Below are 23,050 nucleotides of genomic sequence, written 5' to 3' on the forward strand. Positions count from 1 at the left end.
GTCGTGCTTTAAAGTGTTAAAGGCCTCTTAAGCCCCCTTTTACTTAGTATTGGAATTTTCCTGCGGGATTCCTCTCATACTAAGTTTAAAGGAGGATTTATATTGGAGTCATTGACTTACAGACAAACTTGGTTTGGAAATATTAAAGGAGATATATTATCAGGGCTTGTTGTGGCCCTTGCACTGATTCCTGAAGCGATAGCCTTTTCAATTATTGCGGGAGTCGATCCGATGGTCGGTTTATATGCTTCTTTTACCATAGCTGTCACAATTGCCTTTGTCGGAGGGCGGCCGGGAATGATTTCTGCGGCTACCGGTGCGATGGCACTGCTTTTTACGAATTTAATTGCCGAATACGGACTTCAGTATTTACTGGCGGCCACGATATTGACAGGCATACTGCAAATACTTTTTGGGGTGTTTAAATTAGCGCGTTATATGAAGTTCATTCCGCGTTCAGTGATGGTTGGCTTTGTTAATGCCTTGGCGATACTTATTTTCAGCTCGCAGCTGCAGCATTTTCATGGAGAGGAATGGATTATGTATGCCCTGGTTGGATTGACCCTTTTCATCATCTACTTATTACCCTATTTTACAAAAGTGGTGCCATCAACATTGGTGGCCATTGTGACAGTTACCATATTATCCATCACGATGAATTATGGAGTGAGAACAGTCGGGGATATGGGGACGATTTCACAAACCCTTCCGCAATTTTTTCTACCCGATATACCTCTTACTCTTGAAACGTTGATGATCATTTTTCCATATTCAGCGGCACTTGCCGTGGTGGGGTTGCTGGAGTCATTGTTAACCGCCACGATCGTTGATGACATGACAGATTCTGAGAGTGATAAAAATATGGAAAGCAGGGGACAAGGGATTGCCAATATCATTACAGGCTTTTTCGGTGGAATGGCCGGATGTGCGATGATCGGGCAATCTGTCATCAATGTAAAGTCGGGAGGGCGAGGCAGGCTTTCAGCTCTGGTAGCCGGTGTGTTCCTCATGTTTTTGATTGTTGTTCTCGGAGGCATCGTGATCCAGATTCCGATGGCCGCGTTGGCAGGGGTTATGATCATGGTATCGATCAGTACTTTTGACTGGGCTTCCCTGCGCACACTTCATTTATTGCCAAGAACTGATGCTGCAGTCATGGTTGTGACAGTTCTGACTGTCGTCCTGACACATAATTTAGCGATTGGCGTTTTCACAGGGATCTTGTTAAGCGCAGTATTCTTTGTGTCCAAGATTTCAAAAGTGCGTGTAAACAGTTCATTGGAAGGAGATAAAAGAATATATAAGATCAACGGAGAACTTTTCTTTGCGTCTGTAACGGAACTGATTAATCTTTTTGATTATAAAGAGGATGTTAAGAAAGTGGAAATTAATCTGAGCAGATCTCACATTTGGGATGATTCAGCGGTTGCTGCTGTTGATAAAATTGTTTCCAAGTTTGAAGTGAATGGAATCTTAGCCGAAGTGACAGGATTAAATGAGGATAGTACAGAATTAGTGGATAAGCTTGCGAATAGATTAGGGTCGCATTAAACAGCGGGGGTGAAGGGATGTATAAAAAAATCTTATTGGCTACGGATGGTTCTGAACACTCAAAACGTGCAGCCGAGAATGCAATTCATATCGCTCAATGTTCTGATGGTTCCGCTATCGAAGTTGTATATGTCGTAGATGCGGACCGGGCAAAGTCTGATGTCCTGGCAAACTGGAATTCCGCAGAAATGAATGATTTTCGCAAAGAAAGAATGAAAGAAGTTGAAAGGCAGGCTAAATTGGCTGGGGTCAGTTATGAAATCAAGATTCTGCACGGGGAGCCTGGCCCTGCGATTGTTGAATATGTGAATAAGAATCAGGTTGATATTGTCGTTATCGGCAGCAGAGGACTGAACGGACTGCAGGAATTTGTACTGGGCAGTGTCAGCCATAAAGTGGCCAAACGGGCGAATTGCCCGGTATTGATCGTTAAATAAGAGTAGAAACCTCCAGGCAGTGGAGGTTTTTTTGTTGGTTACTTTATCACTTTAAAGCGTGAAGAGGGACAGTCCCTCTTCACGCTTTAAAGTGATAAAGCACATATAAACGAAATGTTTTGACACATCTCTTCTTCTTACATATACTAATATTCAAATGAACGTTTGATTATTGGGGTGATTAAGTGAAACAGAAAGATGTTTGTGAGGTTAATTGTCAAGAAGATGAAAAAGTCGCTTCCATTCAAGATGAGCTCGCTGGAACCAATACAAATGGGGCGGCAAAAATATTTAAAGCATTATCGGATGATACTAGAATGAAGATAGCTTATGCTCTCAGCCTTGAGAAGGAGCTGTGCGTGTGTGACGTCGCACACATTGTCGGTGCAACGACTGCGACTGCTTCCCATCACTTAAGGCTGCTGGGTAACATGGGCCTTGCGAAATATCGCAAAGAGGGGAAATTAGTGTATTACTCTCTTGATGACGACCATGTAAGAAGCCTGATCAACATCGCGATTACCCATCATAAGGAGGTGGAACAACGTGTCTGAAGGATTACAGCAACCGAAAGATAAAACAACTTACCGCGTACAGGGCTTTTCCTGAGCAGGCTGTGCCGCAAAGTTCGAAAAGAACGTGAAGCACCTGGATGGTGTTTCTGAAGCAAATGTTAATTTTGGAGCATCGAAGCTCACAGTCTTTGGAGATACAACTATAGAAGAACTTGAGAAAGCCGGAGCATTTGAGGGGCTTAAGGTCATTCCGGAACATCAACAGTTCTCTGACGAAAAGAAGCCTTTTATTAAAAGGTATGCAAATGTATTGCTGTCAGCTTTCTTCCTGATCTTGGGATGGTCACTTGGACATACGTACGGGGAAGAAAATATCTTTTCCATAGCCGCTTTTGTGGCTTCCATCTTAGTCGGGGGATACCGTCTTTTCACAACAGGCTTAAAAAACCTTGTGCGTCTGGAATTTGATATGAGAACTCTGATGACCATTGCCATCATCGGGGCTGCTTTCATCGGCGAGTGGGGAGAAGGCGCAACGGTCGTCATCCTGTTCGCAATTAGTGAAGTACTTGAAGCCTATTCTATGGATAAAGCCAGGCAGTCGATCCGCTCACTGATGGACATTGCCCCGAAGGAAGCTCTTATTCGAAGAGATGGCAGAGAAATGACTGTTGGTATTGAAGATATTCAAATCGGCGACACCATGATTGTAAAGCCGGGTCAAAAGCTTGCTATGGATGGTGTGGTTGAAAAAGGGATATCGGCAGTGAATCAGGCTGCCATCACAGGAGAATCAGTTCCAGTCACTAAGCAAAAGGATGATGAAGTATTCGCAGGAACCCTGAATGAAGAAGGTCTGCTGGAAGTCAAAGTGACCAAACTCGCTGAGGATACGACCATCGCGAAAATCATCCACCTGGTGGAAGAAGCCCAGGCAGAACGGGCACCGTCCCAGGCGTTTGTGGACCGATTCGCAAAATACTATACACCGGCAGTCATTCTGGTTGCGATCCTTGTAGCCATTGTACCGCCATTATTATTTGGAGCTGACTGGAGCACATGGGTGTATCAAGGACTTGCCGTACTGGTTGTCGGATGTCCATGCGCACTTGTCATATCCACACCGGTTTCCATTGTGACCGCTATTGGAAACGCGGCTAGGAACGGTGTATTGATTAAAGGCGGCATTTATTTGGAAGAGACGGGTGCTTTAAAAGCGATTGCCTTCGATAAAACAGGAACCCTTACAAAAGGAGTTCCTGAAGTCACAGATTTCATTTCTTTAAGGGAAGAAAAAAGAGAAGAGAACCTGAAACTCATTGCTGCACTTGAAAATGGATCACAGCATCCATTGGCATCCGCGATTATGAAAAAAGCGGAACAAGGGAATCTGGATTACCGATCATTAGCAATCGAAGACTTTACTTCTGTCACCGGGAAAGGAATCAAAGGAACCATTCAAGGCATAACCTATCATGCTGGAAGTCCTTCCTATATGCAAGAAGTTATGGGGGTACCCGCCCCGGATGAAGTAAGAAACAAGATCACCGATCTTCAACATGCAGGAAAAACAGTCATCCTTATGGGTACGGCTGAAGAAATAATGGCATTGACAGCCGTTGCCGATGAAGTCAGGGACAGCAGTGCGGAAGTCATTGAAAAACTGCATAAACTTGGAATTGAAAAAACAATCATGCTGACCGGTGATAACAAAGGAACGGCAGAGGCGATTGCCAAACGTACAAATGTTACCGATACAGCCGCGGAATTGCTGCCGCAAGATAAACTAGCGTATATTAAGCAGCTGCGTGAACGATATGATAAGGTCGCCATGGTAGGTGATGGAGTGAACGATGCCCCAGCCCTTGCTGCATCATCTGTAGGAATTGCGATGGGAGGTGCCGGGACCGATACAGCATTGGAAACGGCAGATATAGCACTCATGGGCGATGACTTAAGGAAGTTGCCATTCACCGTCAAACTGAGCAGGAAAGCTTTGAGGATCATTAAGCAGAACATCGCCTTTTCATTAGGCATCAAGCTGCTGGCTCTTCTACTGGTCATACCGGGCTGGCTCACACTGTGGATCGCAATTTTTGCAGATATGGGTGCTACATTAATCGTCACCCTGAATGGTCTCCGTCTCCTTAAAGTCAAGGACAAATAAAAGAAGAAGCCGACTTGGCTTCTTCTTTTTATTATCCTATAATAACTCTTTCTTTTGGATAGTTATAAAGAGTTTCTTTTTGCTTGATCCCTAAGATGATAAGGAATGTTAAGAGACCAATCCTCCCAATGAACATCAGACACATGATGAGTATTTTCCCGACAACACTTAAATCAGGGGTGATACCCATTGACAACCCGACGGTACCGAAGGCCGAACAGACTTCAAAAAGAATTTCTATCATTGAGAATGATGATTCGGTAATAGAAAGGAAGATAACCGATCCTGCACACATGAAACTTGCTAACAAGGTGACCGCAAGGGATTTGGTGACATCTGTCTGATCCAGCTCTCTGCGGAAAACCTTTATTGAGGATCTGCCCCTTGCAAAGTTAATAAGAAAAAGTACGTTGATAGCAAAGGTTGTAGTCCGTATTCCACCGCCGACTGAACTCGGAGATGCTCCTATAAACATCAACATGCAAATGATAATGAGGGTAGGTTCCGAAAACTGGCTGACGTCCATGGTAGACAAACCGCCACTCCTTGTAGTAGTGGATTGGAAAAAAGCATAGAAAAATGATTTGTGCCATGAAAGACCATCAAAAAAACGGTTATATTCAATTACAAGAATAAGGATTGTCCCGACAATCATTAAACCAAAAAAGGTTACAGTGGTTAACTTCGTATACAGTGAAAAATGAAACCTCACCCGTTGATCATTCTTTTTCAACAAGAAATCTTTCAGTTCAATTAATACAGGAAATCCAATGGCACCCAAAGTAATCAGGATGATGTTCACACATTGAACGAAATAATCATCTGCATATGGAATGAGTGATTGTCCTGTAATATCGAACCCGCCATTGGTTGTGGCACTTACGCTGGCAAAAATTCCATGCAAATAAGCATCCTGCCAATTTGGATAGTATTTTAAAAAGTATGTACCTAATATAAGAGCCCCCATCAATTCTATTAAGAGGATGATATACAGAATCTGCTTCATGAGTTTGACCAGACCGGCTAAGTTGGATTGGTTTTGGTCAGTCATTATCAGGCGGCGTTCCTTCAGCCCGATTTTCTTACCTAAAATTAACCACAGAAACGTGCCGAGAGTCATGATCCCGATACCGCCAATTTGCAGGATGAAAATCAAAATGAAGATTCCGGCTGTACTGAAGGAGTCGACTATCTGTATGACCGTTAGTCCTGTAACACTAATTGCACTGACGGCTGTAAACATAATGTCGAGGAAACTCAGGTCTACTCCCGGTTTAGCGGTAATCGGAAGGCTTAGTAAAAGTATGGATATACCAACTGCCACAAAATAGAAAACAACGATAAGTTGGGCAGGAGATAAGTGATCGAGTCTTTTTTTGAAACTGGACATAAAAGAGATCTCCTTTAGGGTAATGGTTCTTTAACACTATACCACATGGTGCAGGGAGGTAACATCTAAAAAATGCATTCTGAAATATAGCAAATGGTAAGTAATTCCTACTCAAAAACCGAAATCTTATGGTACAATTTTAAAGATGAAAGACTGGTTCATGTTTGAAAGGAGCATCAAAAATGGCAAATGTTTTTAACAATACGACAATAGTTGCTATTATTATTGCTTTTTCCGTGTATTTTATCATAAGGGGAATTGCAATATTCTTAGGAAAAGCGGGCAAGGGATACATGGAGAAAAGAAATTTAACAACTGAAAAACTGTTCTTCCATCTGATTGGGGGATATTATATATTTACCGGTATTCTTGGATTATTCGTCCCGAAACTTGATTGGAAAACCGAAGATATTTACAACTCAATCGGGATTTATGCGTTGATTTCTGTTTTCTTCTGGCTCGCTATAGACTTTCTGATGAAACGAAACAGCGACATTGGGCAGAAGCTCGCAGAGAAATAAAAAAGGCCCCGCGATACGGGCCTTTTTCTTATGTCCAATTAAAATATCCCTTTTTCAAACAGTACAAATATAATGGCGGCGAGTACGAGTGAGTAATTTGTTATCCATGATCCTTCTGCAGCTTCCTGAGGCTTGCCGAACAATTCATCAAATGCCTTTTTTCGCAAGTCGGTTTCATTGACTAACATTCAATATCACCTCATCCACATTTGTAAACGCTTACTTATTATATTACCAATCTAAAATAAATTATTCAAATATTCAGTAAATTATAGTTTTTAATAACTGATCACGATCTCACTACAGTACTTTAGACCGCTTTTATTATGGCTCTTTTTAAAACTTTGATGCTATTTATCATGAAGTTCAAGAGATAGGTTCACCATTTACAGAAATCACCCTATTTAACAAGAAAGAAAAGAGCTAATCACCCTGTTCAGTTAGATAAGCCCTTGTACCCGAGGGGAAAGTCCGGCCTTTTGTTGCCGATAGCAACAATCTATCAGCCCTTTATTATAGATTTATTTAGAAATTACCACTTAAGCCAATACAAAGATTAGTAGATATTAATAGAGTTAACAATGCTGAATTATGACAATTCTACAAAATTCTACAAAGTTTTACAAAATATCTATATTTCGTATATTATTAAGTATAAAGTCTTTTAGGCTAAGAGAGTTTTTAGAAGGAGTAACGAAAATTGAATCAACTTAATAATATTCGTTTAGATAGAGAAGAAATAAGAACGCTTAAATTATTTCTATCTTTATTTTATTTTTTTCTCATAGCTTATGATGTATTCTATTACTACATTTTTACGTATTATGAAAATAAAGAAATGGGCCTGCCTGACGGGGGTCTGGGTTTTTGGTACCATATAACCTTGATATTACTTCTTCCTGTGTCTATTTATCTAGCTAATAAGGGAAGGGTTTATTTTGTTAAATATCTTTATTTATTGGCGTTTATTGTAGTTGATATTGTCAGTAATCTGATGATTTATCTGGGCAGTGATACAGTATTCCAATCTGGTCACATTGTCGAAATAATATTTATACTGTTTTCCCCTATCTTTATAAATAAAAGGTTCTTCTGGTTCACTTCAATAGGTATGATTCTTAAATATGCCATATTAGGCATTATACTGTCTGCTGTTCAAGTGAGTATCCCCATTGTCGTATTTGTGGTTATCTCGATAGTGTCTTATTTATTCCTAAGCAGATTTCACTCGAATCTTGAAACCCGATTGAGGTTGAACGACCAGCTCCGCGAAAAAGAAAAACTAGCGGTAATCGGCAGGTTCGCCACGTCGATTAGCCATGAGGTAAGGAATCCGTTGGCATCCCTGAAGGGGTTTACACAACTGCAGCATGAGAAGCATCCTGAGGATAGTGAATACTACACGATCATGACGAATGAAATTGAAAGAATTTCATCTTTGCTTGACGATTTGTTGGTGATTGGGAAACCCAAAGGACTAAACCTTAAAAGCCATGATCCAAAGGACATCATTGAATATGTGGTGAAATTAATGGAAAGTGATGCCAATAATCAGAACATCCAACTAACTGGAGAGATAAAGTCAGGTCTTCCAAAGATTGATTGTGATGAAAAACATCTGAAACAAGTTTTGATAAATTTAATTAAAAATGCCATGGAGGCCATGCCTGCAGGTGGTGAGGTCACCGTCAAAGCGGAAATGGGTGAGGAGGACACGGTTCTCCTGTCCATTAGAGATGAAGGCGAAGGGATATCGAAAGAAAACCTTGAACAACTCGGGACCCCCTTTCATACGACTAAGTCAGATGGAACCGGCCTGGGATTAATGGTAAGTTTTAAGATCATCGAAGAACATAGTGGAACAATACGTTATGATAGTGTGGAAGGACAGGGAACAACGGTTTCCATCACTCTCCCAATCAAACAATTAATATCATAATGACTTTAGTCATAGGTTAGAAAAGCAGAAAAGCGGGTATACTCTTCACGGAGGGATAAACCGTGCAACAGAGAAACATAAATACAACTGAAGACTTTTATATTAAACAACTACTTAGGATAGGAATTTATAAAATTTCCGATAAGCAGCTGTATGAATTGAGTAAAAGCGAACTTCAAAAAGAGTATCTGGCTCATTATGTCGAAAAGTCATTAAATAATATTCTTGGAAATGACCTGAATGAGAGAGGGTACGTCTGAATTCACAAAATTTAATAAGTCTATAAACTAAAGAAGAATCCTGCGGAAAGCGGGATTCTTTTTTATAGTCAATTTATTAAGGAACATCATGTCCCATGGAACTTTGCAAGATTTCAAACCATTGATCATGGTCTAATTTGATATCAAGAGAGTCAACAGCTGTTTGAATTCTGTCAATGTTCCCTGACCCGATGATCGGCATTATGCGGGACGGATGGTTAAGCAGCCATGCGTAGGCAACTTGATCGATGCCTTTCGCATTCACCTCTTCACGGATTTTTTCCAACGTAGCGCGCAGTCGAACCGCTTTGTCGTCATCACTCGAGAAAATTTTTCCTCCTGCCAGTGGAGACCAAGCCATAGGAGGGATCCTGTTTTGAAGCGCATGATTCATAGTGCCGTCTTCAAAGTTCTCCAAGTTGTATGGTGATATTTCAATTTGGTTGGTGATAAGCGGGAAATCAAGATAGGACTGCAGCATGCTGAACTGGTGATCCTTGAAGTTGGACACACCGAAGTAGCGCACTTTTCCTTCTTTGTGAAGCTGATTGAATGCATCTGCCGTTTGCTCAGGGTCCATAAATGGATCGGGGCGGTGGATGAGCAGTACATCTATGTAGTCTGTTTTCAAGCTCGATAAAGAGTTTTCCGTTGATTTAACTATATGTCCTTTACTTGTATTATAATGGTGCGTTTTGTGTTCCGGGCGGTTCTTGGAGGGAAGCACAATGCCGCATTTCGTTACAATCTCCATTTTTTCTCTTAATGAGGGTTTCAATGCCAAGGCATCGCCGAATAAGCTTTCACATGTGTAACTTCCGTAAATGTCGGCGTGATCAAAGGTTGTAATGCCGGTCTCCATTACTTCTTCAATCAATTTTAGTGTTTCTTCTTTCGTTTGGTCCCAATCGGACAGGCGCCAAAGTCCGTGGATGAGCCTTGAAAATGTAAGGTCGTTTGCAAGCTGAATTCTTTCCATCTGTATCCTCCTCTTGTTTTCGCTTCCATTTAAATTATATCTCGTCTTGACTGTTCTTCAAAATATGAGGGCTTATAAAACTTTAACGCTCTAAAGCACTAAGAGGGACTGTCCCTCTTAGTGCTTTAGAGCGTTAAAGCGGACAGGCGAAATTTCTTGAAAAATAGGGATGTTTATGTCAAAGTAGAGAATGGAATGAATTAAATATGCGAGAATAGTGGGGGGACCAGTGAAGCTGGTTGAGATTGTATCCTTATCAGATACTGACCCTTGGAACCTGATCTGGCTGAGACCAGCGTAGGGAACATATTCTAAACGGTAAATCTGTTTTCAATATGCGTCCCGGGATCGTTCCGGGACGCTTTTTTTATTGTGAAATGGACGGACAGACTTCGAATAAAGTAACTGAAGGGGTTCTATATCACTCGCAAACTTTTTTACACACAGGAGGAACCTATAATGAAAAAAACACTACTAGCCTTATTCTCTGCTGTTTTGATCACCGGGTGCGGGCAGAATAACAATGCCGGTCAGGGAGAAAACGGTGCAGGAGATGAAGCGACTACACTGAAAGAAGTTTCCGTTGTTTTGGATTGGACTCCAAATACGAATCATACGGGACTGTATGTAGCCAAGGAAAAAGGTTATTTTGAAGAAGAAGGCCTTGAGGTTGAAATCATTATGCCTGGTGAAGCGGGGGCAGATTCCATTGTTGCTTCAGGTCAAGCTGAATTCGGTGTCGGCTATCAGGAAGGGGTAACACAGGCAAGGGTGCAGGATGTACCGCTTGTATCTATAGCAGCTGTCATCCAGCATAATACTTCCGGTTTTGCATCACCGGCAGGCAAAAATATTGAAACGCCTAAGGATTTCGAAGGCAAGACATACGGCGGCTGGGGTTCCCCGGTTGAAGAAGCGGTCATGGCTTCGATCATGAAACAGGAAAATGCGGATGTGTCGAAAGTTGATTTCGTCAATATGGGCGACAGTGATTTCTTTACGGCTGTACAACGTGATATTGACTTTGCCTGGATATATTACGGTTGGACAGGTATTGAAGCAGAGCTTAGAAATGAAGATATCAATATGATTTATCTAACAGACTACTCGGAAAAACTGGATTATTATACTCCGGTTTTGACGACGAATGAAGAAATGATTTCTGATGATCCCGAGACAGTTGAGGCTTTCCTTGCAGCGGCCTCAAAAGGATATAACTTTGCCATCGATAACCCCGAAGAAGCAGCCCAGGTCCTGATCGATGCTGCACCGGACCTGGATGAGGATCTTGTGAAAAGAAGCCAGGAGTGGCTGGCATCCAAGTATACAGATGATGCTCCGAGATGGGGAGAGCAAAAGCTTGAGGTCTGGGAAAACTATGCCGAATGGATGTTTGAAAATGAACTTCTGGAATCGGAGTTAGATGCAGAAAAAGCGTTTACCAATGAATTTCTTCCAGAATAAGAGGTGGTCCTTGATATGGAAAACAGTTTAGTCAGTATACAAATTTTACCCAAAACCCGAAATGGTGAAGATGTCATTCCGTATGTGGATGCAGCAATAGCAGTCATTGAGGACTCCGGGGTTAAATACGAAGTTCATCCGCTAGAAACAACCATGGAGGGGAACTTGACGGATTTAATGAGAGTGATCGAAAAAATGAATGAGAAAATGATAGAAATGGGAAGCAGGAATGTTATCTCCCAAGTGAAAATTCTTTATCAGCCAAGCGGGATTTCCATGGGACAATTAACGGAGAAATATCGATGAATAGATTCCTTCAACGAGGATGGCGGCCTACCGTGGTCATCATCCTCTTGTTCATTATCTGGGAGATCAGTGCAAAGGTTGCGGATATTCCTGCATGGCTGCTCCCTTCGCCTTCACGTATAGTAAGTGAATCATTCGCTGTATGGCCGACTTTCCAGGGACATTTAACTTCAACAGTTTACTTGACACTCCTGGGGTTCCTGATTGGCTGCGGAATCGGATTAGTTGTAGCGGTCGGACTTCATCTGGTTCCAATTTTAAGAGAATCAGTATATCCGCTTTTAATCCTGTCCCAGAATATCCCCATCATTGTCCTGGCACCCTTATTGGTCGTCTGGTTTGGTTTCGGTCTGCTGCCTAAGATGATTGTCATCACGCTCGTCTGCTTTTTCCCTGTCGCAGTCGCTGCATTGGATGGATTTAGACAGACGGGCAATGAGTTGAAGCATTATATGCAAATGGCAGGCGCAAGCAAGATGCAGATTTTCCGGAAGCTTGAATGGCCGCATGCCCTTCCGTCCATTTTTTCAGGAGTGAAAATTTCAGCGACCTATAGTGTGATGGGGGCTGTCATTTCTGAATGGCTGGGAGCGAAACAGGGGATTGGGGTGTTCATGACTCTAGCTTCTTCCTCATTCAGGACGGATCGGGTGTTTGTGGCTATTTTTGCCATCATGCTTCTAAGCCTGGTGTTCTTTGCGATTATCATCGGTTTGGAAAAGTGGCTGATAAAATGGCAGCCGAAAGGAGAAGAGAAGCGTGGAAAAGTTGAGAATCGATAATTTGGATAAGTCCTTCGATGGCCAGCTCATACTTGATGATCTCTCCCTTTCTGTAGGTGATGGGGAATTCTTATCGATATTGGGCCCATCGGGAAGTGGGAAAAGTACATTATTTCATCTTATTGGAGGCCTGTATTCTCCAGAAAAGGGAACTATTCAGATAGATGGTGAAAATATCAATGGGCGCAGAGGCTATATAAGCTATATGCCGCAAGCCCCTTCCCTTTTACCGTGGAGAACCGTTGAAGACAATGTCCTCCTGGGGCAGGAATTGTCAGGAAAAAAGGATAGGGAAGGCGCCCGGAAAATGATTGAAAGAGCCGGGTTGAAAGGATATGAAAAGTCATATCCTCATGAATTATCCGGCGGAATGAAACAAAGGGTCGCCTTTATCCGCGCATTGCTCAGTCCACAGCCGATCATATGCCTTGACGAACCATTCTCAGCATTGGATGAATTCACTCGGCTGGACATGCAAAAATGGCTTCTATCCATATGGGAAGAAAATAAGAAAAGCATCATCTTTGTGACGCACAATATAGAAGAAGCTCTATTTCTTTCAGACAGACTGATTGTCCTGTCTCAGAGACCAGCGTCGATAAAAAAAGAATTTACTGTCCCATTTTCAAGACCGAGGAAAGAGGATCTGGTGCTCAGCGAGGAATTTCTTCAATGTAAAAAAACGATTTATCAAGAGCTGATAGTCCATGAATGAGGCGGTGAAAGGACCAATCATTGATTCACATATCCACCTGGATATGTATCATCCTTCTGAACAGAAGAAGATTTTGGCTGACTGCAGGAAGGATATAGTCAAGGCAATGATTTCGGTGTCTTTTCATTTGAAGTCCTGTTATGAGAATCTTCGGTTATCCCGAATGGATGCTAGGATCAAACCGGCTTTTGGATATCACCCTGAACAGCCGGTACCATCTGATGAAGAAATCCAAAATATCCTGTCATTCATGAATGAACATAAAGATACTATGGCTGCCGTGGGGGAAGTCGGCCTGCCTTATTATATGCGGCAGAAACATTATATGCGGCAGAAACATCCAGAGTTGGACCTCGCTCCATATCTAGAGATCCTTGAAGTATTTGTCCGCGAGGCGGCGAAGTTAGATAAGCCGGTGATTCTTCATGCAGTTTATGAAGATGCCGATCCGGTGATCTCCATGCTGGAACGTTCATCTATACAAAAGGCACACTTTCACTGGTTTAAGGGGTCTTCTAAAGCACTGCAGAGAATGGTGGAAAACGGGTATTATATATCGGTGACCCCTGATATTTTATATGAAGAAGAAATTATCACCATGGCAGAGGCTTATCCTCTGGAACGCATTCTTGTTGAAACAGATGGTCCTTGGAAATTTGAAGGGATGTTTAAAGGGAAAATGACGCATCCAGAAATGATTCATGAAACAGTGAACAAACTGGCCGAAATTAAAAATGAATCTGTTAGGGATGTTTATAAGGTAATACTTAATAACACTAGAGAGCTTTATTCCATTTAGCCTTTCCTTTTTAGGGATGGCTTTTTTATTGTTTAGGATTAGGAAATCTTTGTGCTGGGCTTATTATTTGGAAGTGTCTAGTGTGCGGCCGCTGAATAGGTTTCTGCAGGGAAGTCACCAGTATGTTTTACTAAGCGAACAAGGATTGAAAAATCTCCAGAGAAAACCAGAAAATCCCACCTATAATATTCCTTGTTTTTAGGAAAGATGAGTACATATTGTTATAGGAAAGGGTGTTAGACATGGAGCTGAATAATGAATTGACTCCTTATCAGGCGGGGGATGTGGTCTACGTGATTTACCGGAACCCCCATACACAGAGTGTGGCAAATGTACAGGAAGCTGCAGTTGTTCACAATCCGGAGGACCCTTCGCAGCTCGCCTTGTTTCTATATGAAACCTATTATCCTCTGAATGATGAAATAGCTGTGTACCAGACGGCCGACCAGGCTGAACAGGCATACATGAGCTATTTTGGCGAAGTATAGGCGGGTGAAAATATGATTAAACCATTTATGCCTCAATTAGTCTACATTGAACCCGGTGCACTTGAATATCCGCTTGGTAAACAGTTGAAAGAGAAATTCGAAAAGATGGATATTGAAATCAGGGAAACGACTTCACATAATCAGGTCCGGAATCTCCCTGGGGACAATCACTTCCAAAAATACCGTGTCGCTAAATCGACTTTAGTGGTTGGGGTACGGAAAACACTGAAGTTTGATACATCCAAACCTTCCGCGGAATATGCAATCCCCTTTGCAACAGGCTGTATGGGACACTGCCATTATTGTTATCTTCAAACGACCATGGGCAGCAAGCCGTACATAAGGACCTATGTGAACGTAGATGAAATCCTGGATGCTGCTGATAATTATATGAAAGAAAGAGCACCTGAATTTACAAGGTTTGAAGCAGCATGTACATCGGATATTGTTGGAATCGACCATCTGACTCATTCGTTGAAAAGAGCTATTGAACATTTCGGCGAATCTGAGTATGGAAAGCTGAGATTTGTGACCAAGTTTCACCATGTCGACCATCTGCTGGATGCCAAGCATAATGGGAAAACGCGGTTCCGCTTCAGTGTCAATGCCGATTATGTCATTAAAAACTTTGAGCCGGGGACTTCTCCGCTCGCTAAAAGGATTGAAGCGGCAGGTAAGGTAGCAAGAGCCGGCTATCCGCTCGGCTTTATTGTTGCGCCGATTTATCTACATGAGGGATGGGAAGAAGGCTATCACCACATGTTTGAGCGCCTGGATGCAGAACTGCCTGATTACGCCAAAAAAGATTTGACCTTTGAATTTATCCAACACCGTTTTACGAAACCTGCCAAACGTGTCATCGAAAAGAATTATCCAATGACAAAGCTGGAGCTGGATGAAAATCAAAGAAGATATAAATGGGGTAAATATGGAATTGGGAAGTATATCTATCAAAAAGATGAAGAACAGGATATAAAGGATCATTTATATGGGTACATGGAGAAATTCTTCCCGAATGCGAAACTAGAGTATTTTACGTGAAAATTTTTGAAAATCCTCGGTGAAAAAATTCGCGACTGTTCTATGTAATTCAACCCAATTCTTGCTGTTTTCGTAAAAGACCTTTTTCTAGAAAATGCAGGCTTCCCTCTTTATGTCGAGTTGATTGGAGGCGAATGTGTATATCCTCTTGCACATGTGTAGCTGAGGGGCCCGTAAAAATTTAAAAATAAAAGAAAGCCACCTGGTCATCTCTTCGACAAGGTGGCTATTTATGCGAACGTATTCAATACATCTTTCAGGCTCTTTACCTTAATGGCGAGCGAATCACAAACTTCCTGATAAATGACCCATTCTTCAATCGGTGTTTTTGCTCTTTTTTCAGGATTGGGCAGATTCCAATGAACGACTTTGTCTAAGCAATCATGGGGAATCTCAAATTCATGATCTTCATCAAAGTCATGTATGGCGATAATAACTGAAGCTTCGTCCAGTTGTTGAGGGTCTGCTCTTTTCTTTTTTTTCTCGGAAATATCAATGCATAGTTCTTTCATGGCTTCGACACTGAATTCATTTGTCCTGGCGTCGGCCCATCCTCCACTGTTGAACTTCCAGCCAGAAATATCTGTTTTTTGTGCCCAACCCTCTGCCATAAGACTGCGCTGGTGATTTGGAGACAAAAAGTATATTTCGTTTTGTGTCATTCTAAGAAGTCCCTTCTTATTAAGTTGAGTTATTACTTAATACCCGCTATTACTATAAATACTCTAAAAAAGCCAGAAAATAATTGGAACATCTTTCCCTATGATTTATGCTGGTGGTATATAAAAAAGCTGGCGGTGATAGATGTGGGTTGGAAATTATTAGAGGGGAAAGGGTATTGTACTTTTGAATGGAATGCAATGGATGAGGCAATTCAAAATATAGATATTGAGAATTTGAAAGAGTCATTTAAAAGTATCCCTGCAAATAAGAAAGTGACTGTCGTTGTCCCTTCTGAAAATCCTGAGTTTTCCTATCCAGGTGTTTTGGAAGATTTAGAGTTAAGGAAGGTGAAGGAAAGGGAGGTTTACTTTAAAGATCTCAGGGAAACAACAGCCTTTCCTGTCAACTCTCTTAAGTTCATTGCGGACCCGCCAATGGAAGAGAGTTTGAGGTGTCTGAGGTTGATTCTGGATAATCATGATGAAGCAATCAGGCAGCTGGACGCGCTTAATGCTGAGGTGGAGCCGGAAAAATTCCGAGTTTACCTGGTGAGGAAAAATGGGGAAGATGCAGGCATCTGCATTCCTCATATTGAACCATTTACTGAATCGGAAGGCAGGCTCTTTTTCTTTGGCATCACCCCTGAATTCAGGGGGAAAGGATTGTCGTCAACGGTCCATAAGTTTGCAATAGCGTCGTTAAGAATTGAACTTAAGGCAGATTCCTATATCGGGGTTACCGATCGAGATAACCAGCCAATGAAAAAGGTATTCGTGAAAAATGGCTGCCAAAAGATTCAGTCTCTAGAAATCTACTCCAGAATTGTATAGAAGAAAGTAGGGCTATCTTTATAAATGAAAAATCACAAATGTTGGATTTTCCCTTGTTACAAGGTTCTTTCTCTGTGAACCGGTGAGTTTCTCTTTTCTTACTTACCAGGACATTACCTGGTAAGTAAGGCTATTTTTTGAACTACATATTAAAATGCAAAAAAGATAGTCCTATTATTTTGCAGGTAATGTAATTACAAATGAAGTGTACTCATCGTTTGATTGACACGTTAACTCTCCATTATGTTTCTCGACAATTTCTTTGCAGATAAAGAGGCCGAGCCCTGTCCCCTCCTGTTTGGAAGTAACAAAAGGTTCAAAGATACTGGATAAGATGTCATCAGGTATTTTTTCTCCGTTATTGCAGATGCAAAGGGTGAAGAGGTCATCCTTTAGTTCTGACTCAATCCAGATTATTGGCTTATTGGAGCTTATGCTCAGCACGTCTATGGCATTGAAAATAATATTAATAATGACCTGCCTGAACTCTTCTTTCCATCCTAACACTTCAAAATCTTTTTCGAGTTGTTTTTTGATAGAAACATTGACCTCAAGAATCCTGGGGTAAAGGAAAGCAAGTGCATCTTCAATCAACTCATTCAAAGAGAAGGCTGTTTTCTCCATGGTTACAGTAGATTTCTTGGACAACAGCAAAAACTGTGAAATCCTGAAGTTTAGCTGATCCAGTTCATTAGAGATGATATCCAAATAAGACAGACCAGGGTTCTCAGCTTTTAAAAGCTGAATGAAACCATTGATGGATGTCAAAGGATTCCTAAATTCGTGAACAAAGCTAGAGGTCATTTTTCCAAGAAGGGAAAGCCTGTCTTCGTGATGGGAATCAATATATTCCTCTTTTTCTTTGATGATTTGATCTTTCATATGCGTATAGTGTGAGACGGTATAGTATGTATATTTATCGAAAAAATAATTGATTTTATTGACAATTCGCTGAAGTTCAGTCCAATCAGTGCTCAAGCCATCAAGATATTTGAGGGCTTCAGAACGGCCAAGATTCAAGTTATACACAAATTCTCCTATATTTGTATCAGCTTCAAATCGCTGTTTTGCAAATTTATATGCTTCAGCTTGGATATACGGATCCCATTCAGCTTTTGGGATATGACAGCATTCAATGAATTGTTCATATACTTGTCTTCCATTAGCTACAATTTGTTCTTTGGAGAAATTTGTATTAGAGGGCGTAAGCTGATCCGACCAGCCTTGTAAAATCACTTCTTTATGGGAAAGAAAAAAATTAATCACTTCTTGTTTAACAGGAGACATTGTTTCACCTCAAGTAACTAATAAATTTTAAAATGAATGGGTCTGACAGCTTATCTCAAGATAATAGTTTGTAAATAAAAAACCTCTCCCCCTTAATATATCTTTAAATAAGGACTTTTTATAGGGGTAATTGGAAAAAACACTCAAATTTTATCGGAAATTAGTTGTTATATCTTAAAAAGCAAGGATTAATTAACCAGATTACGAGAAAGGGATAACGGTTATTAATGAATGAAGATCAATATTTATGAAAGTCAATTTAAAAATGCCCATTATGAAGAATTATTATTTGATAAAAGTAAATTGGCAAAAAGATGAAGTTCGTGTAAAATTACACTATGAATTAATATGACGGGAAGGTGTGTTATGACAAAAGAGGAATTGATTCTGCTCGTTTCCGAAAAGTTGAAGATGGTCCGCACTGAAGCTGGATATACACAGGATAAAATGGCTTCCGTCATTGGAGTCTCAAAAAAGACACTGGTACAAATCGAAAAAGGGCGGATGGAGGCAGGGTGGACAACTGTGGTTGCAGTATGTGCCCTTTTCCGCCATAGTGAAACACTGATGAACTCCTTCGGCGGTGAACCTCTTGAAGTCTTGGAGGTCGTAGCCAGAGAAGATGTTGATTACCGTAAAGAGAAAACGCTGGGCGGAAAGATCTGGTGGAAGGAAGTCAATAAAGATGATGGGTTCATTTTGCAGCAGAATATCATCACCCATCATTTTCGGATTCTCGATGAAGATTATTATCGCATTTATAGTACATTTGATGAGAATCAAGCAAAGCAGCGCATGAATGAATTGTTGTCCCAGCAGGATTTACAGTAGTAAAGAGGCTGTCTCAGTCAAGGGCAGGATACCGTTACGCGGTGATGCCGGATCTTGATGAGACAGCCTCTTTATGCATTTTTATTTTACAATCAGTATGCTGCTGGAACAGTTATGAGAAATTTTTTCACTTACGCTTCCGAGGAACCATTTCTTAATTCCCTTTTTATTGCTGTTCCCTGCAACGATGATGTCAACGTTATTCTCATTTGCATAATTGCAAATGCTGTCCGCTTCCGACCCTGTAAGCAGTTCATAGTTGGCGTGAATACCTCTTGATTCGAGGTCTTCCCTGACAGTCTTGAACTGATCACCATTTTTATTCTTCCTGATTGGGTGTCTGTCCTCAATCTTATTGTCATAGCTGTGGGGAAGGTTTTGTGCTTCCAGGGAACCCAAGCCGGTATTGACTACATCCAGTGAACGAGTGAATTGCTCACTGCCCTGTTCCTCTTTGTATTCGCTGCCATCCGTAACATGAACGACTGTCAGGTTAGCCTCCTTGTTATGTGCCAGCAGTTCCACGGCTTTTTCTAATGCCTTTCTGCTTCCATCACTATTGTCATAAGCAAGCAAAATATTCTTAAACATCTGCTTTCACCTCTGATTTTATTTGGATAGGTCCTTGTGTTGATTAAGAAACTAAATTTAAAAAAGGAACGATGGTAATCTGCAATGCTGCTCCATCATTCCTTGTTGAAGATTAAATTAGTGCAAGAATCGCTCCGATAACGACGATAGCTCCGATGATCATTAATATTGTACGAATCATGAAAACTCACCTCTGCTTTGGATTAATGGAATATTGATTGCTAATAAGATTTTGATTGGTAACTGGTGTGTAATAGAGTAGTACCCCGCACGTAATTTTCTTAAACATTGTAAATCCCTGTAAACAGATACTCTTTGCCCCTTTAAAGCGCTAAGAGGGACAGTCCCTCTTAGCGCTTTAAAGGGGTGAAACTTTCATGCAATAGAGGATTGATGAAGCGAATCCATAGAATTCATACAGCATGAGGCTGAAGTCTTTTAGGGTGCCCAGAATAGTGTATTCTTCCTGGCTGATCTTAAAGCCAATCAGACTTCAGACGGAGAGAAAAACCATCAGGAGTCTCTGAACAAACTCCCGCTATTTTCTTACAATAAAAATAGATTAATTGGATGGGAGAAAATCAAATGAAAAAATTCAAGGAAATATTTCAGAATCCTACGTTCACAAAATTATTTTTCGCAAATCTCACTTCCCATATGGGGAGTGTCATCGGACTAACAGCTTTCATGTTTTACCTGCTGGACCGCTTCTCAGAGCAGCCGGTTTATGCATCCATAACCGAAATGATGTATTCAGTCCCGACATTAGCCGTTTTCTTCCTTGTCGGAGTGCTGGCAGACCGAATGGACCGGAAAAAGATAGCGTATTATTGTGACACCATCAGCGCCTTTTTATCAATAGTTCTTTTGGGAGCCATCTTCATAGGCTGGATGCCTTTCATCTTTTTTGTTCTTTTTTTGCGAAGTGCGGTTCAGAAATTCTTTTTCCCTGCAGAGCAAGGGATCTTGCAAGGTGTTCTGACGAAGGATGACTACTCGACTGCAGCAGGATTGAATCAGATGGTGATGAGCCTGTTCATGCTGTTTGGGAACGGCATTGCGATCCTGATTTACTGGCTGTCCGGAATTTATGGAGCGGTCATCGTTGATGCGCTGAGCTTTATCATCAGCGCCATTCTAATTAAGAAATGCCAGGTCCCTGTTGAAGCAAGGTTACCCAACGGCCCTCACAAGTTGAAGGATCTCAGTTTCTCTTTTATCATGAAGGATTTTAAATTGGGAATGGTCTATATTTTTCAACACAAACTTCTATTAAGTCTGATTGGCGGATTCTTTGTTTTTGGCATAGTGAACGGTGGATTTTCAGTTATGCCGATCTTCATTTTAAAATATAAGCTGGCGCCGCAAACCTATGAGGAATATTCCATCTTGCTCGGGGTTGCATTCGGGGCGGGGGTTCTGATAGGAAGTGTCATTGCGTCCATGCTGACGCAGAAATTAAAATTCCATCACTTGATAGTATCAGGATTGATGATATCTGGAAGTTTCATCATCTTAGCTTCATTTGCGACGACAACCTGGATGTTTCTGGGGGTGATTTTCTTTGCCGCACTGGGACTTCCACTTGTAAACATTGCGATCGGCGGATGGATGCCAAGCATTATCGAACCAAAAATGATGGGCCGTGTCCAAGGCTGGATCAGCCCGCTCATGATGCTCTCTCAATCGATTACATTAGGGTTTATCGCGTTCAGTTTCCCTGCAGTACTGAGCATCGAAATGCTTTATTGGATTGTTGGCGGATGTTTGATGATGATCGGGGTTTTCTATACATTCATTTTGCCAAAGTTTATGAAAGAGACAGAGGGGCTTCAGCCAGCTGTCGCCTCCTCGTAACCTTAGGGCTCCCTGCACAGGGATCCTTATTGATTGTGTTTGCTTATCAAGGTGGAGCGGTAATGAGCAACGCAGAAAATATGATGATCAACAGTCTGAGGGCTTCTCCTGGAGAGGCCCTTTTATTTTTCATACTCTAAACCCGCATACGGTAAAATAGGGAGAGAGATAAGGGGGGAATTTACGAAAGGCTGTTTTCGTATAGATTGTTGCTTTCGGGAAAATCCCCAGGGCCAGATTTTCTTTGAATACTTACCAGGGTATTTACTGTGAATTATTGCTATATTTTTTGAAATACATATTAAATAACAAAGTTTTAGAAAAGAGTTTTAATAAAAATGAACGAAATCCAGAGCAAGCCGTCTAATAGATGAATCAGCCTAATGCTGACAAAAAGTGAGGAATTAGAGGGATGGTAGAAAAAGAGTTGATAAAAAAAGCAAAAAAAGGTGATCACAAAGCTTTTGCGGTTCTTTTTAAAGAGAATTACCCTTTCCTTGTAAAATACCTTGTCAAGGTGACGATGAATCGGGACCTGGCAGAAGAACTCGCACAGGATACGATGGCAAAGTGTGTGGAAAAGATTCACCTATACAACGGGAAATCAAAGTTTTCATCCTGGCTCATGACGATTGCGACCAACCGGTTTATTGATTTGCAGAGAAAACGAAAACGGGAAAGGGACTGGCAGCAGGAAGAAATCAATCTTCGCAAGATGAAGTGGGAGATGCAATCAAACAAAGAAGAATGGAATGATTTATTGGAAGCTTTGTCTAAGCTTTCGGAAGAGGTCAGGCTGCCGATCGTCCTGAAGCATTATTATGGTTTTTCCTATGAAGAGATTGCAGACATGGTGAAACTGCCTGAAGGAACGGTAAAGTCACGCATCCACCATGGGATAAAAAGCTTGCGAAAGGAGTTAAAAGTCGATGAAACAAGAAAAACCGGAACAACAAAATGATTGGGACGACCTTCGTGATCTTTTGGATGATAGCTTTAAAGCGATAGATGAAAACATAGAAGATGGAACTCCTTCTGATCAGTGGTTTGAACAATTTACATTAAACCAGCAAATGCAAGTAAAACAACAACATCGAAAAGAGCTGGCCATCTTTATAGTAATAGCAATACTGATTATCAGTCTTATCCTTCTCGCGCTTAACGAAAGCATTGTCCTATTTGCAGTTATTCAAGTTGCTGCTTTTATCGCTGCCGTTGGATACGGCGGGCTTTCCTACTTGAAGCAGGTGATGAGAACATGACACAAGAAGAACTTTTGACACTTCTCCTTGTTGCTCCGCTGCTGCTTGTGCAGAGTCTCTTCTTATTTACGGATGCGAGAAAAAGAGGTCATAAGCATTGGTTTTGGGGTGTATGGGGATTAATTCAATGCCCGTTCCCAATTATTTTTTATTTGATCTTTGCCAGAAAAATTTTCAAGAAAAATAAAACTATTTAGGAGGAAATAAAATGATTATTGTTACAACAGAGACAGTACCAGGGAAAGAAATTACGGAGTTAAAGGGATTTGTTCGCGGCAGTACGGTTCAGGCAAAACATATTGGAAAAGACATTATTGCCGGTTTGAAAACGATTGTGGGTGGAGAAATCAGTGAATACAGTGAGTTGATGGAGCA

The 23,050-nt window shown here is 41.2% G+C and carries 27 protein-coding genes and 1 riboswitch; of the genes, 21 read left to right on the forward strand and 6 right to left on the reverse strand.

Features of this window, described 5'->3' with window-relative positions; translation table 11 throughout:
* Window positions 1–102: 102 nt before the first annotated feature.
* The 4 genes from BSG1_RS11345 to BSG1_RS11360 all read left to right on the forward strand — a co-directional run bounded on the left by BSG1_RS11345 (window position 103) and on the right by BSG1_RS11360 (window position 4,670).
* A complete protein-coding gene (locus tag BSG1_RS11345; RefSeq protein ID WP_006837168.1) occupies window positions 103–1,551 on the forward strand; it encodes a SulP family inorganic anion transporter in 1,449 nt (482 codons plus the stop codon).
* Window positions 1,552–1,568: 17 nt separating this feature from the next.
* The gene (locus tag BSG1_RS11350; RefSeq protein WP_006837169.1) at window positions 1,569–1,988 is read left to right on the forward strand and encodes a universal stress protein; all 420 of its coding nucleotides are present in this window, start codon (window positions 1,569–1,571) and stop codon (window positions 1,986–1,988) included.
* 185 nt (window positions 1,989–2,173) lie between these two features.
* Window positions 2,174–2,542 carry an ArsR/SmtB family transcription factor gene (locus tag BSG1_RS11355; protein ID WP_006837170.1) on the forward strand — a complete coding sequence of 123 codons (369 nt, stop codon included), beginning with the start codon at window positions 2,174–2,176 and terminating at the stop codon, window positions 2,540–2,542.
* Window positions 2,535–4,670, forward strand: coding sequence for a heavy metal translocating P-type ATPase (locus tag BSG1_RS11360; RefSeq protein ID WP_083802875.1), 2,136 nt, complete (start codon window positions 2,535–2,537; stop codon window positions 4,668–4,670). Before BSG1_RS11355 ends, BSG1_RS11360 begins: the two co-directional genes overlap by 8 nt.
* A gap of 31 nt (window positions 4,671–4,701) precedes the next feature.
* Here BSG1_RS11360 and BSG1_RS11365 read toward each other — a convergent pair whose 3' ends face one another.
* Entirely contained in the window at window positions 4,702–6,060 is a 1,359-nt protein-coding gene (locus BSG1_RS11365; protein WP_006837172.1) for a TrkH family potassium uptake protein, read from the reverse strand.
* Window positions 6,061–6,242: 182 nt separating this feature from the next.
* Between BSG1_RS11365 and BSG1_RS11370 the strand changes: the two genes are divergently transcribed.
* Complete coding sequence (locus BSG1_RS11370) at window positions 6,243–6,581, forward strand: hypothetical protein (RefSeq protein ID WP_044022778.1); 339 nt, start codon at window positions 6,243–6,245, stop codon at window positions 6,579–6,581.
* 38 nt (window positions 6,582–6,619) lie between these two features.
* Here the strand turns inward: BSG1_RS11370 and BSG1_RS20855 are convergent, their stop codons facing one another.
* Window positions 6,620–6,769 carry a hypothetical protein gene (locus BSG1_RS20855; protein WP_006837174.1) on the reverse strand — a complete coding sequence of 50 codons (150 nt, stop codon included), beginning with the start codon at window positions 6,767–6,769 and terminating at the stop codon, window positions 6,620–6,622.
* A 512-nt stretch (window positions 6,770–7,281) separates the two neighbouring features.
* Here BSG1_RS20855 and BSG1_RS11375 point away from each other — a divergent pair.
* Window positions 7,282–8,520, forward strand: coding sequence for an ATP-binding protein (locus tag BSG1_RS11375; protein WP_006837175.1), 1,239 nt, complete (start codon window positions 7,282–7,284; stop codon window positions 8,518–8,520).
* A 62-nt stretch (window positions 8,521–8,582) separates the two neighbouring features.
* Window positions 8,583–8,780: a Fur-regulated basic protein FbpA gene (locus BSG1_RS11380; RefSeq protein WP_006837176.1), complete on the forward strand. Its 198-nt coding sequence runs from the start codon at window positions 8,583–8,585 to the stop codon at window positions 8,778–8,780.
* 76 nt (window positions 8,781–8,856) lie between these two features.
* Here the strand turns inward: BSG1_RS11380 and BSG1_RS11385 are convergent, their stop codons facing one another.
* Complete coding sequence (locus tag BSG1_RS11385; protein ID WP_006837177.1) at window positions 8,857–9,759, reverse strand: aldo/keto reductase; 903 nt, start codon at window positions 9,757–9,759, stop codon at window positions 8,857–8,859.
* Window positions 9,760–9,968: 209 nt separating this feature from the next.
* Window positions 9,969–10,080: riboswitch (TPP riboswitch) on the forward strand.
* Window positions 10,081–10,218: 138 nt separating this feature from the next.
* Here BSG1_RS11385 and BSG1_RS11390 point away from each other — a divergent pair.
* The 7 genes from BSG1_RS11390 to splB all read left to right on the forward strand — a co-directional run bounded on the left by BSG1_RS11390 (window position 10,219) and on the right by splB (window position 15,354).
* Window positions 10,219–11,223 (forward strand): ABC transporter substrate-binding protein, encoded by a 1,005-nt coding sequence (locus tag BSG1_RS11390; RefSeq protein WP_006837178.1) that lies wholly within the window; start codon window positions 10,219–10,221, stop codon window positions 11,221–11,223.
* A 15-nt stretch (window positions 11,224–11,238) separates the two neighbouring features.
* Window positions 11,239–11,529, forward strand: coding sequence for a thiamine-binding protein (locus BSG1_RS11395; protein WP_006837179.1), 291 nt, complete (start codon window positions 11,239–11,241; stop codon window positions 11,527–11,529).
* On the forward strand, window positions 11,526–12,311 hold the full coding sequence (locus BSG1_RS11400; protein ID WP_044022783.1) for an ABC transporter permease: 786 nt from the start codon (window positions 11,526–11,528) through the stop codon (window positions 12,309–12,311). Before BSG1_RS11395 ends, BSG1_RS11400 begins: the two co-directional genes overlap by 4 nt.
* Window positions 12,289–13,026 carry an ABC transporter ATP-binding protein gene (locus tag BSG1_RS11405; RefSeq protein ID WP_044022779.1) on the forward strand — a complete coding sequence of 246 codons (738 nt, stop codon included), beginning with the start codon at window positions 12,289–12,291 and terminating at the stop codon, window positions 13,024–13,026. The genes BSG1_RS11400 and BSG1_RS11405 overlap by 23 nt, the downstream gene beginning before the upstream one ends.
* On the forward strand, window positions 13,019–13,825 hold the full coding sequence (locus BSG1_RS11410) for a TatD family hydrolase (RefSeq protein WP_006837182.1): 807 nt from the start codon (window positions 13,019–13,021) through the stop codon (window positions 13,823–13,825). The genes BSG1_RS11405 and BSG1_RS11410 overlap by 8 nt, the downstream gene beginning before the upstream one ends.
* 242 nt (window positions 13,826–14,067) lie before the next feature.
* Window positions 14,068–14,313 carry a transcriptional regulator SplA domain-containing protein gene (locus BSG1_RS11415; RefSeq protein ID WP_006837183.1) on the forward strand — a complete coding sequence of 82 codons (246 nt, stop codon included), beginning with the start codon at window positions 14,068–14,070 and terminating at the stop codon, window positions 14,311–14,313.
* 12 nt (window positions 14,314–14,325) lie between these two features.
* Window positions 14,326–15,354 (forward strand): spore photoproduct lyase, encoded by a 1,029-nt coding sequence (gene splB, locus BSG1_RS11420; protein WP_006837184.1) that lies wholly within the window; start codon window positions 14,326–14,328, stop codon window positions 15,352–15,354.
* A gap of 230 nt (window positions 15,355–15,584) precedes the next feature.
* On the opposite strand, the gene BSG1_RS11425 is transcribed toward splB, so the two are convergent.
* On the reverse strand, window positions 15,585–16,016 hold the full coding sequence (locus tag BSG1_RS11425; protein WP_044022780.1) for a hypothetical protein: 432 nt from the start codon (window positions 16,014–16,016) through the stop codon (window positions 15,585–15,587).
* Window positions 16,017–16,160: 144 nt separating this feature from the next.
* Between BSG1_RS11425 and BSG1_RS19855 the strand changes: the two genes are divergently transcribed.
* A complete protein-coding gene (locus BSG1_RS19855; RefSeq protein ID WP_006837186.1) occupies window positions 16,161–16,847 on the forward strand; it encodes a GNAT family N-acetyltransferase in 687 nt (228 codons plus the stop codon).
* A 174-nt stretch (window positions 16,848–17,021) separates the two neighbouring features.
* Here BSG1_RS19855 and BSG1_RS11435 read toward each other — a convergent pair whose 3' ends face one another.
* Entirely contained in the window at window positions 17,022–18,134 is a 1,113-nt protein-coding gene (locus tag BSG1_RS11435) for a histidine kinase N-terminal domain-containing protein (RefSeq protein WP_006837187.1), read from the reverse strand.
* A 366-nt stretch (window positions 18,135–18,500) separates the two neighbouring features.
* On the opposite strand from BSG1_RS11435, the gene BSG1_RS11440 reads away from it, so the two are divergent.
* Window positions 18,501–18,965, forward strand: coding sequence for a helix-turn-helix transcriptional regulator (locus BSG1_RS11440; protein WP_006837189.1), 465 nt, complete (start codon window positions 18,501–18,503; stop codon window positions 18,963–18,965).
* Window positions 18,966–19,046: 81 nt separating this feature from the next.
* On the opposite strand, the gene BSG1_RS11445 is transcribed toward BSG1_RS11440, so the two are convergent.
* Window positions 19,047–19,556, reverse strand: coding sequence for a universal stress protein (locus BSG1_RS11445; protein ID WP_006837190.1), 510 nt, complete (start codon window positions 19,554–19,556; stop codon window positions 19,047–19,049).
* Window positions 19,557–20,141: 585 nt separating this feature from the next.
* Here BSG1_RS11445 and BSG1_RS11450 point away from each other — a divergent pair.
* From BSG1_RS11450 to BSG1_RS20360, 5 genes are all read left to right on the forward strand, one after another.
* On the forward strand, window positions 20,142–21,413 hold the full coding sequence (locus tag BSG1_RS11450; protein ID WP_044022781.1) for an MFS transporter: 1,272 nt from the start codon (window positions 20,142–20,144) through the stop codon (window positions 21,411–21,413).
* A gap of 412 nt (window positions 21,414–21,825) precedes the next feature.
* Window positions 21,826–22,374: an RNA polymerase sigma factor SigY gene (gene sigY, locus BSG1_RS11455; RefSeq protein WP_006837192.1), complete on the forward strand. Its 549-nt coding sequence runs from the start codon at window positions 21,826–21,828 to the stop codon at window positions 22,372–22,374.
* A complete protein-coding gene (locus BSG1_RS11460; RefSeq protein ID WP_006837193.1) occupies window positions 22,343–22,675 on the forward strand; it encodes a DUF5345 family protein in 333 nt (110 codons plus the stop codon). The genes sigY and BSG1_RS11460 overlap by 32 nt, the downstream gene beginning before the upstream one ends.
* Complete coding sequence (locus BSG1_RS11465; RefSeq protein WP_006837194.1) at window positions 22,672–22,872, forward strand: hypothetical protein; 201 nt, start codon at window positions 22,672–22,674, stop codon at window positions 22,870–22,872. Before BSG1_RS11460 ends, BSG1_RS11465 begins: the two co-directional genes overlap by 4 nt.
* Window positions 22,873–22,883: 11 nt before the next feature.
* The coding region (locus BSG1_RS20360) for a heavy metal-binding domain-containing protein (RefSeq protein ID WP_006837195.1) at window positions 22,884–23,050 on the forward strand (167 nt) is incomplete at its 3' end.

It is taken from the genome of Bacillus sp. SG-1 (assembly GCF_000181495.1).
GTDB lineage: Bacteria > Bacillota > Bacilli > Bacillales > Bacillaceae_B > Rossellomorea.

Coding starts and splice junctions, on each gene's coding strand:
- BSG1_RS11350 (WP_006837169.1), top strand. CDS start 1,569: ATGTATAAAAAAATCTTATTGGCTACGGATGGTTCTGAACACTCAAAA.
- BSG1_RS11365 (WP_006837172.1), bottom strand. CDS start 6,060: ATGTCCAGTTTCAAAAAAAGACTCGATCACTTATCTCCTGCCCAACTT.
- BSG1_RS11370 (WP_044022778.1), top strand. CDS start 6,243: ATGGCAAATGTTTTTAACAATACGACAATAGTTGCTATTATTATTGCT.
- BSG1_RS20855 (WP_006837174.1), bottom strand. CDS start 6,769: ATGTTAGTCAATGAAACCGACTTGCGAAAAAAGGCATTTGATGAATTG.
- BSG1_RS11385 (WP_006837177.1), bottom strand. CDS start 9,759: ATGGAAAGAATTCAGCTTGCAAACGACCTTACATTTTCAAGGCTCATC.
- BSG1_RS11390 (WP_006837178.1), top strand. CDS start 10,219: ATGAAAAAAACACTACTAGCCTTATTCTCTGCTGTTTTGATCACCGGG.
- BSG1_RS11395 (WP_006837179.1), top strand. CDS start 11,239: ATGGAAAACAGTTTAGTCAGTATACAAATTTTACCCAAAACCCGAAAT.
- BSG1_RS11400 (WP_044022783.1), top strand. CDS start 11,526: ATGAATAGATTCCTTCAACGAGGATGGCGGCCTACCGTGGTCATCATC.
- BSG1_RS11410 (WP_006837182.1), top strand. CDS start 13,019: ATGAATGAGGCGGTGAAAGGACCAATCATTGATTCACATATCCACCTG.
- BSG1_RS11415 (WP_006837183.1), top strand. CDS start 14,068: ATGGAGCTGAATAATGAATTGACTCCTTATCAGGCGGGGGATGTGGTC.
- splB (WP_006837184.1), top strand. CDS start 14,326: ATGATTAAACCATTTATGCCTCAATTAGTCTACATTGAACCCGGTGCA.
- BSG1_RS11425 (WP_044022780.1), bottom strand. CDS start 16,016: ATGACACAAAACGAAATATACTTTTTGTCTCCAAATCACCAGCGCAGT.
- BSG1_RS11435 (WP_006837187.1), bottom strand. CDS start 18,134: ATGTCTCCTGTTAAACAAGAAGTGATTAATTTTTTTCTTTCCCATAAA.
- BSG1_RS11440 (WP_006837189.1), top strand. CDS start 18,501: ATGACAAAAGAGGAATTGATTCTGCTCGTTTCCGAAAAGTTGAAGATG.
- BSG1_RS11445 (WP_006837190.1), bottom strand. CDS start 19,556: ATGTTTAAGAATATTTTGCTTGCTTATGACAATAGTGATGGAAGCAGA.
- BSG1_RS11450 (WP_044022781.1), top strand. CDS start 20,142: ATGAAAAAATTCAAGGAAATATTTCAGAATCCTACGTTCACAAAATTA.
- sigY (WP_006837192.1), top strand. CDS start 21,826: ATGGTAGAAAAAGAGTTGATAAAAAAAGCAAAAAAAGGTGATCACAAA.
- BSG1_RS11460 (WP_006837193.1), top strand. CDS start 22,343: ATGAAACAAGAAAAACCGGAACAACAAAATGATTGGGACGACCTTCGT.
- BSG1_RS11465 (WP_006837194.1), top strand. CDS start 22,672: ATGACACAAGAAGAACTTTTGACACTTCTCCTTGTTGCTCCGCTGCTG.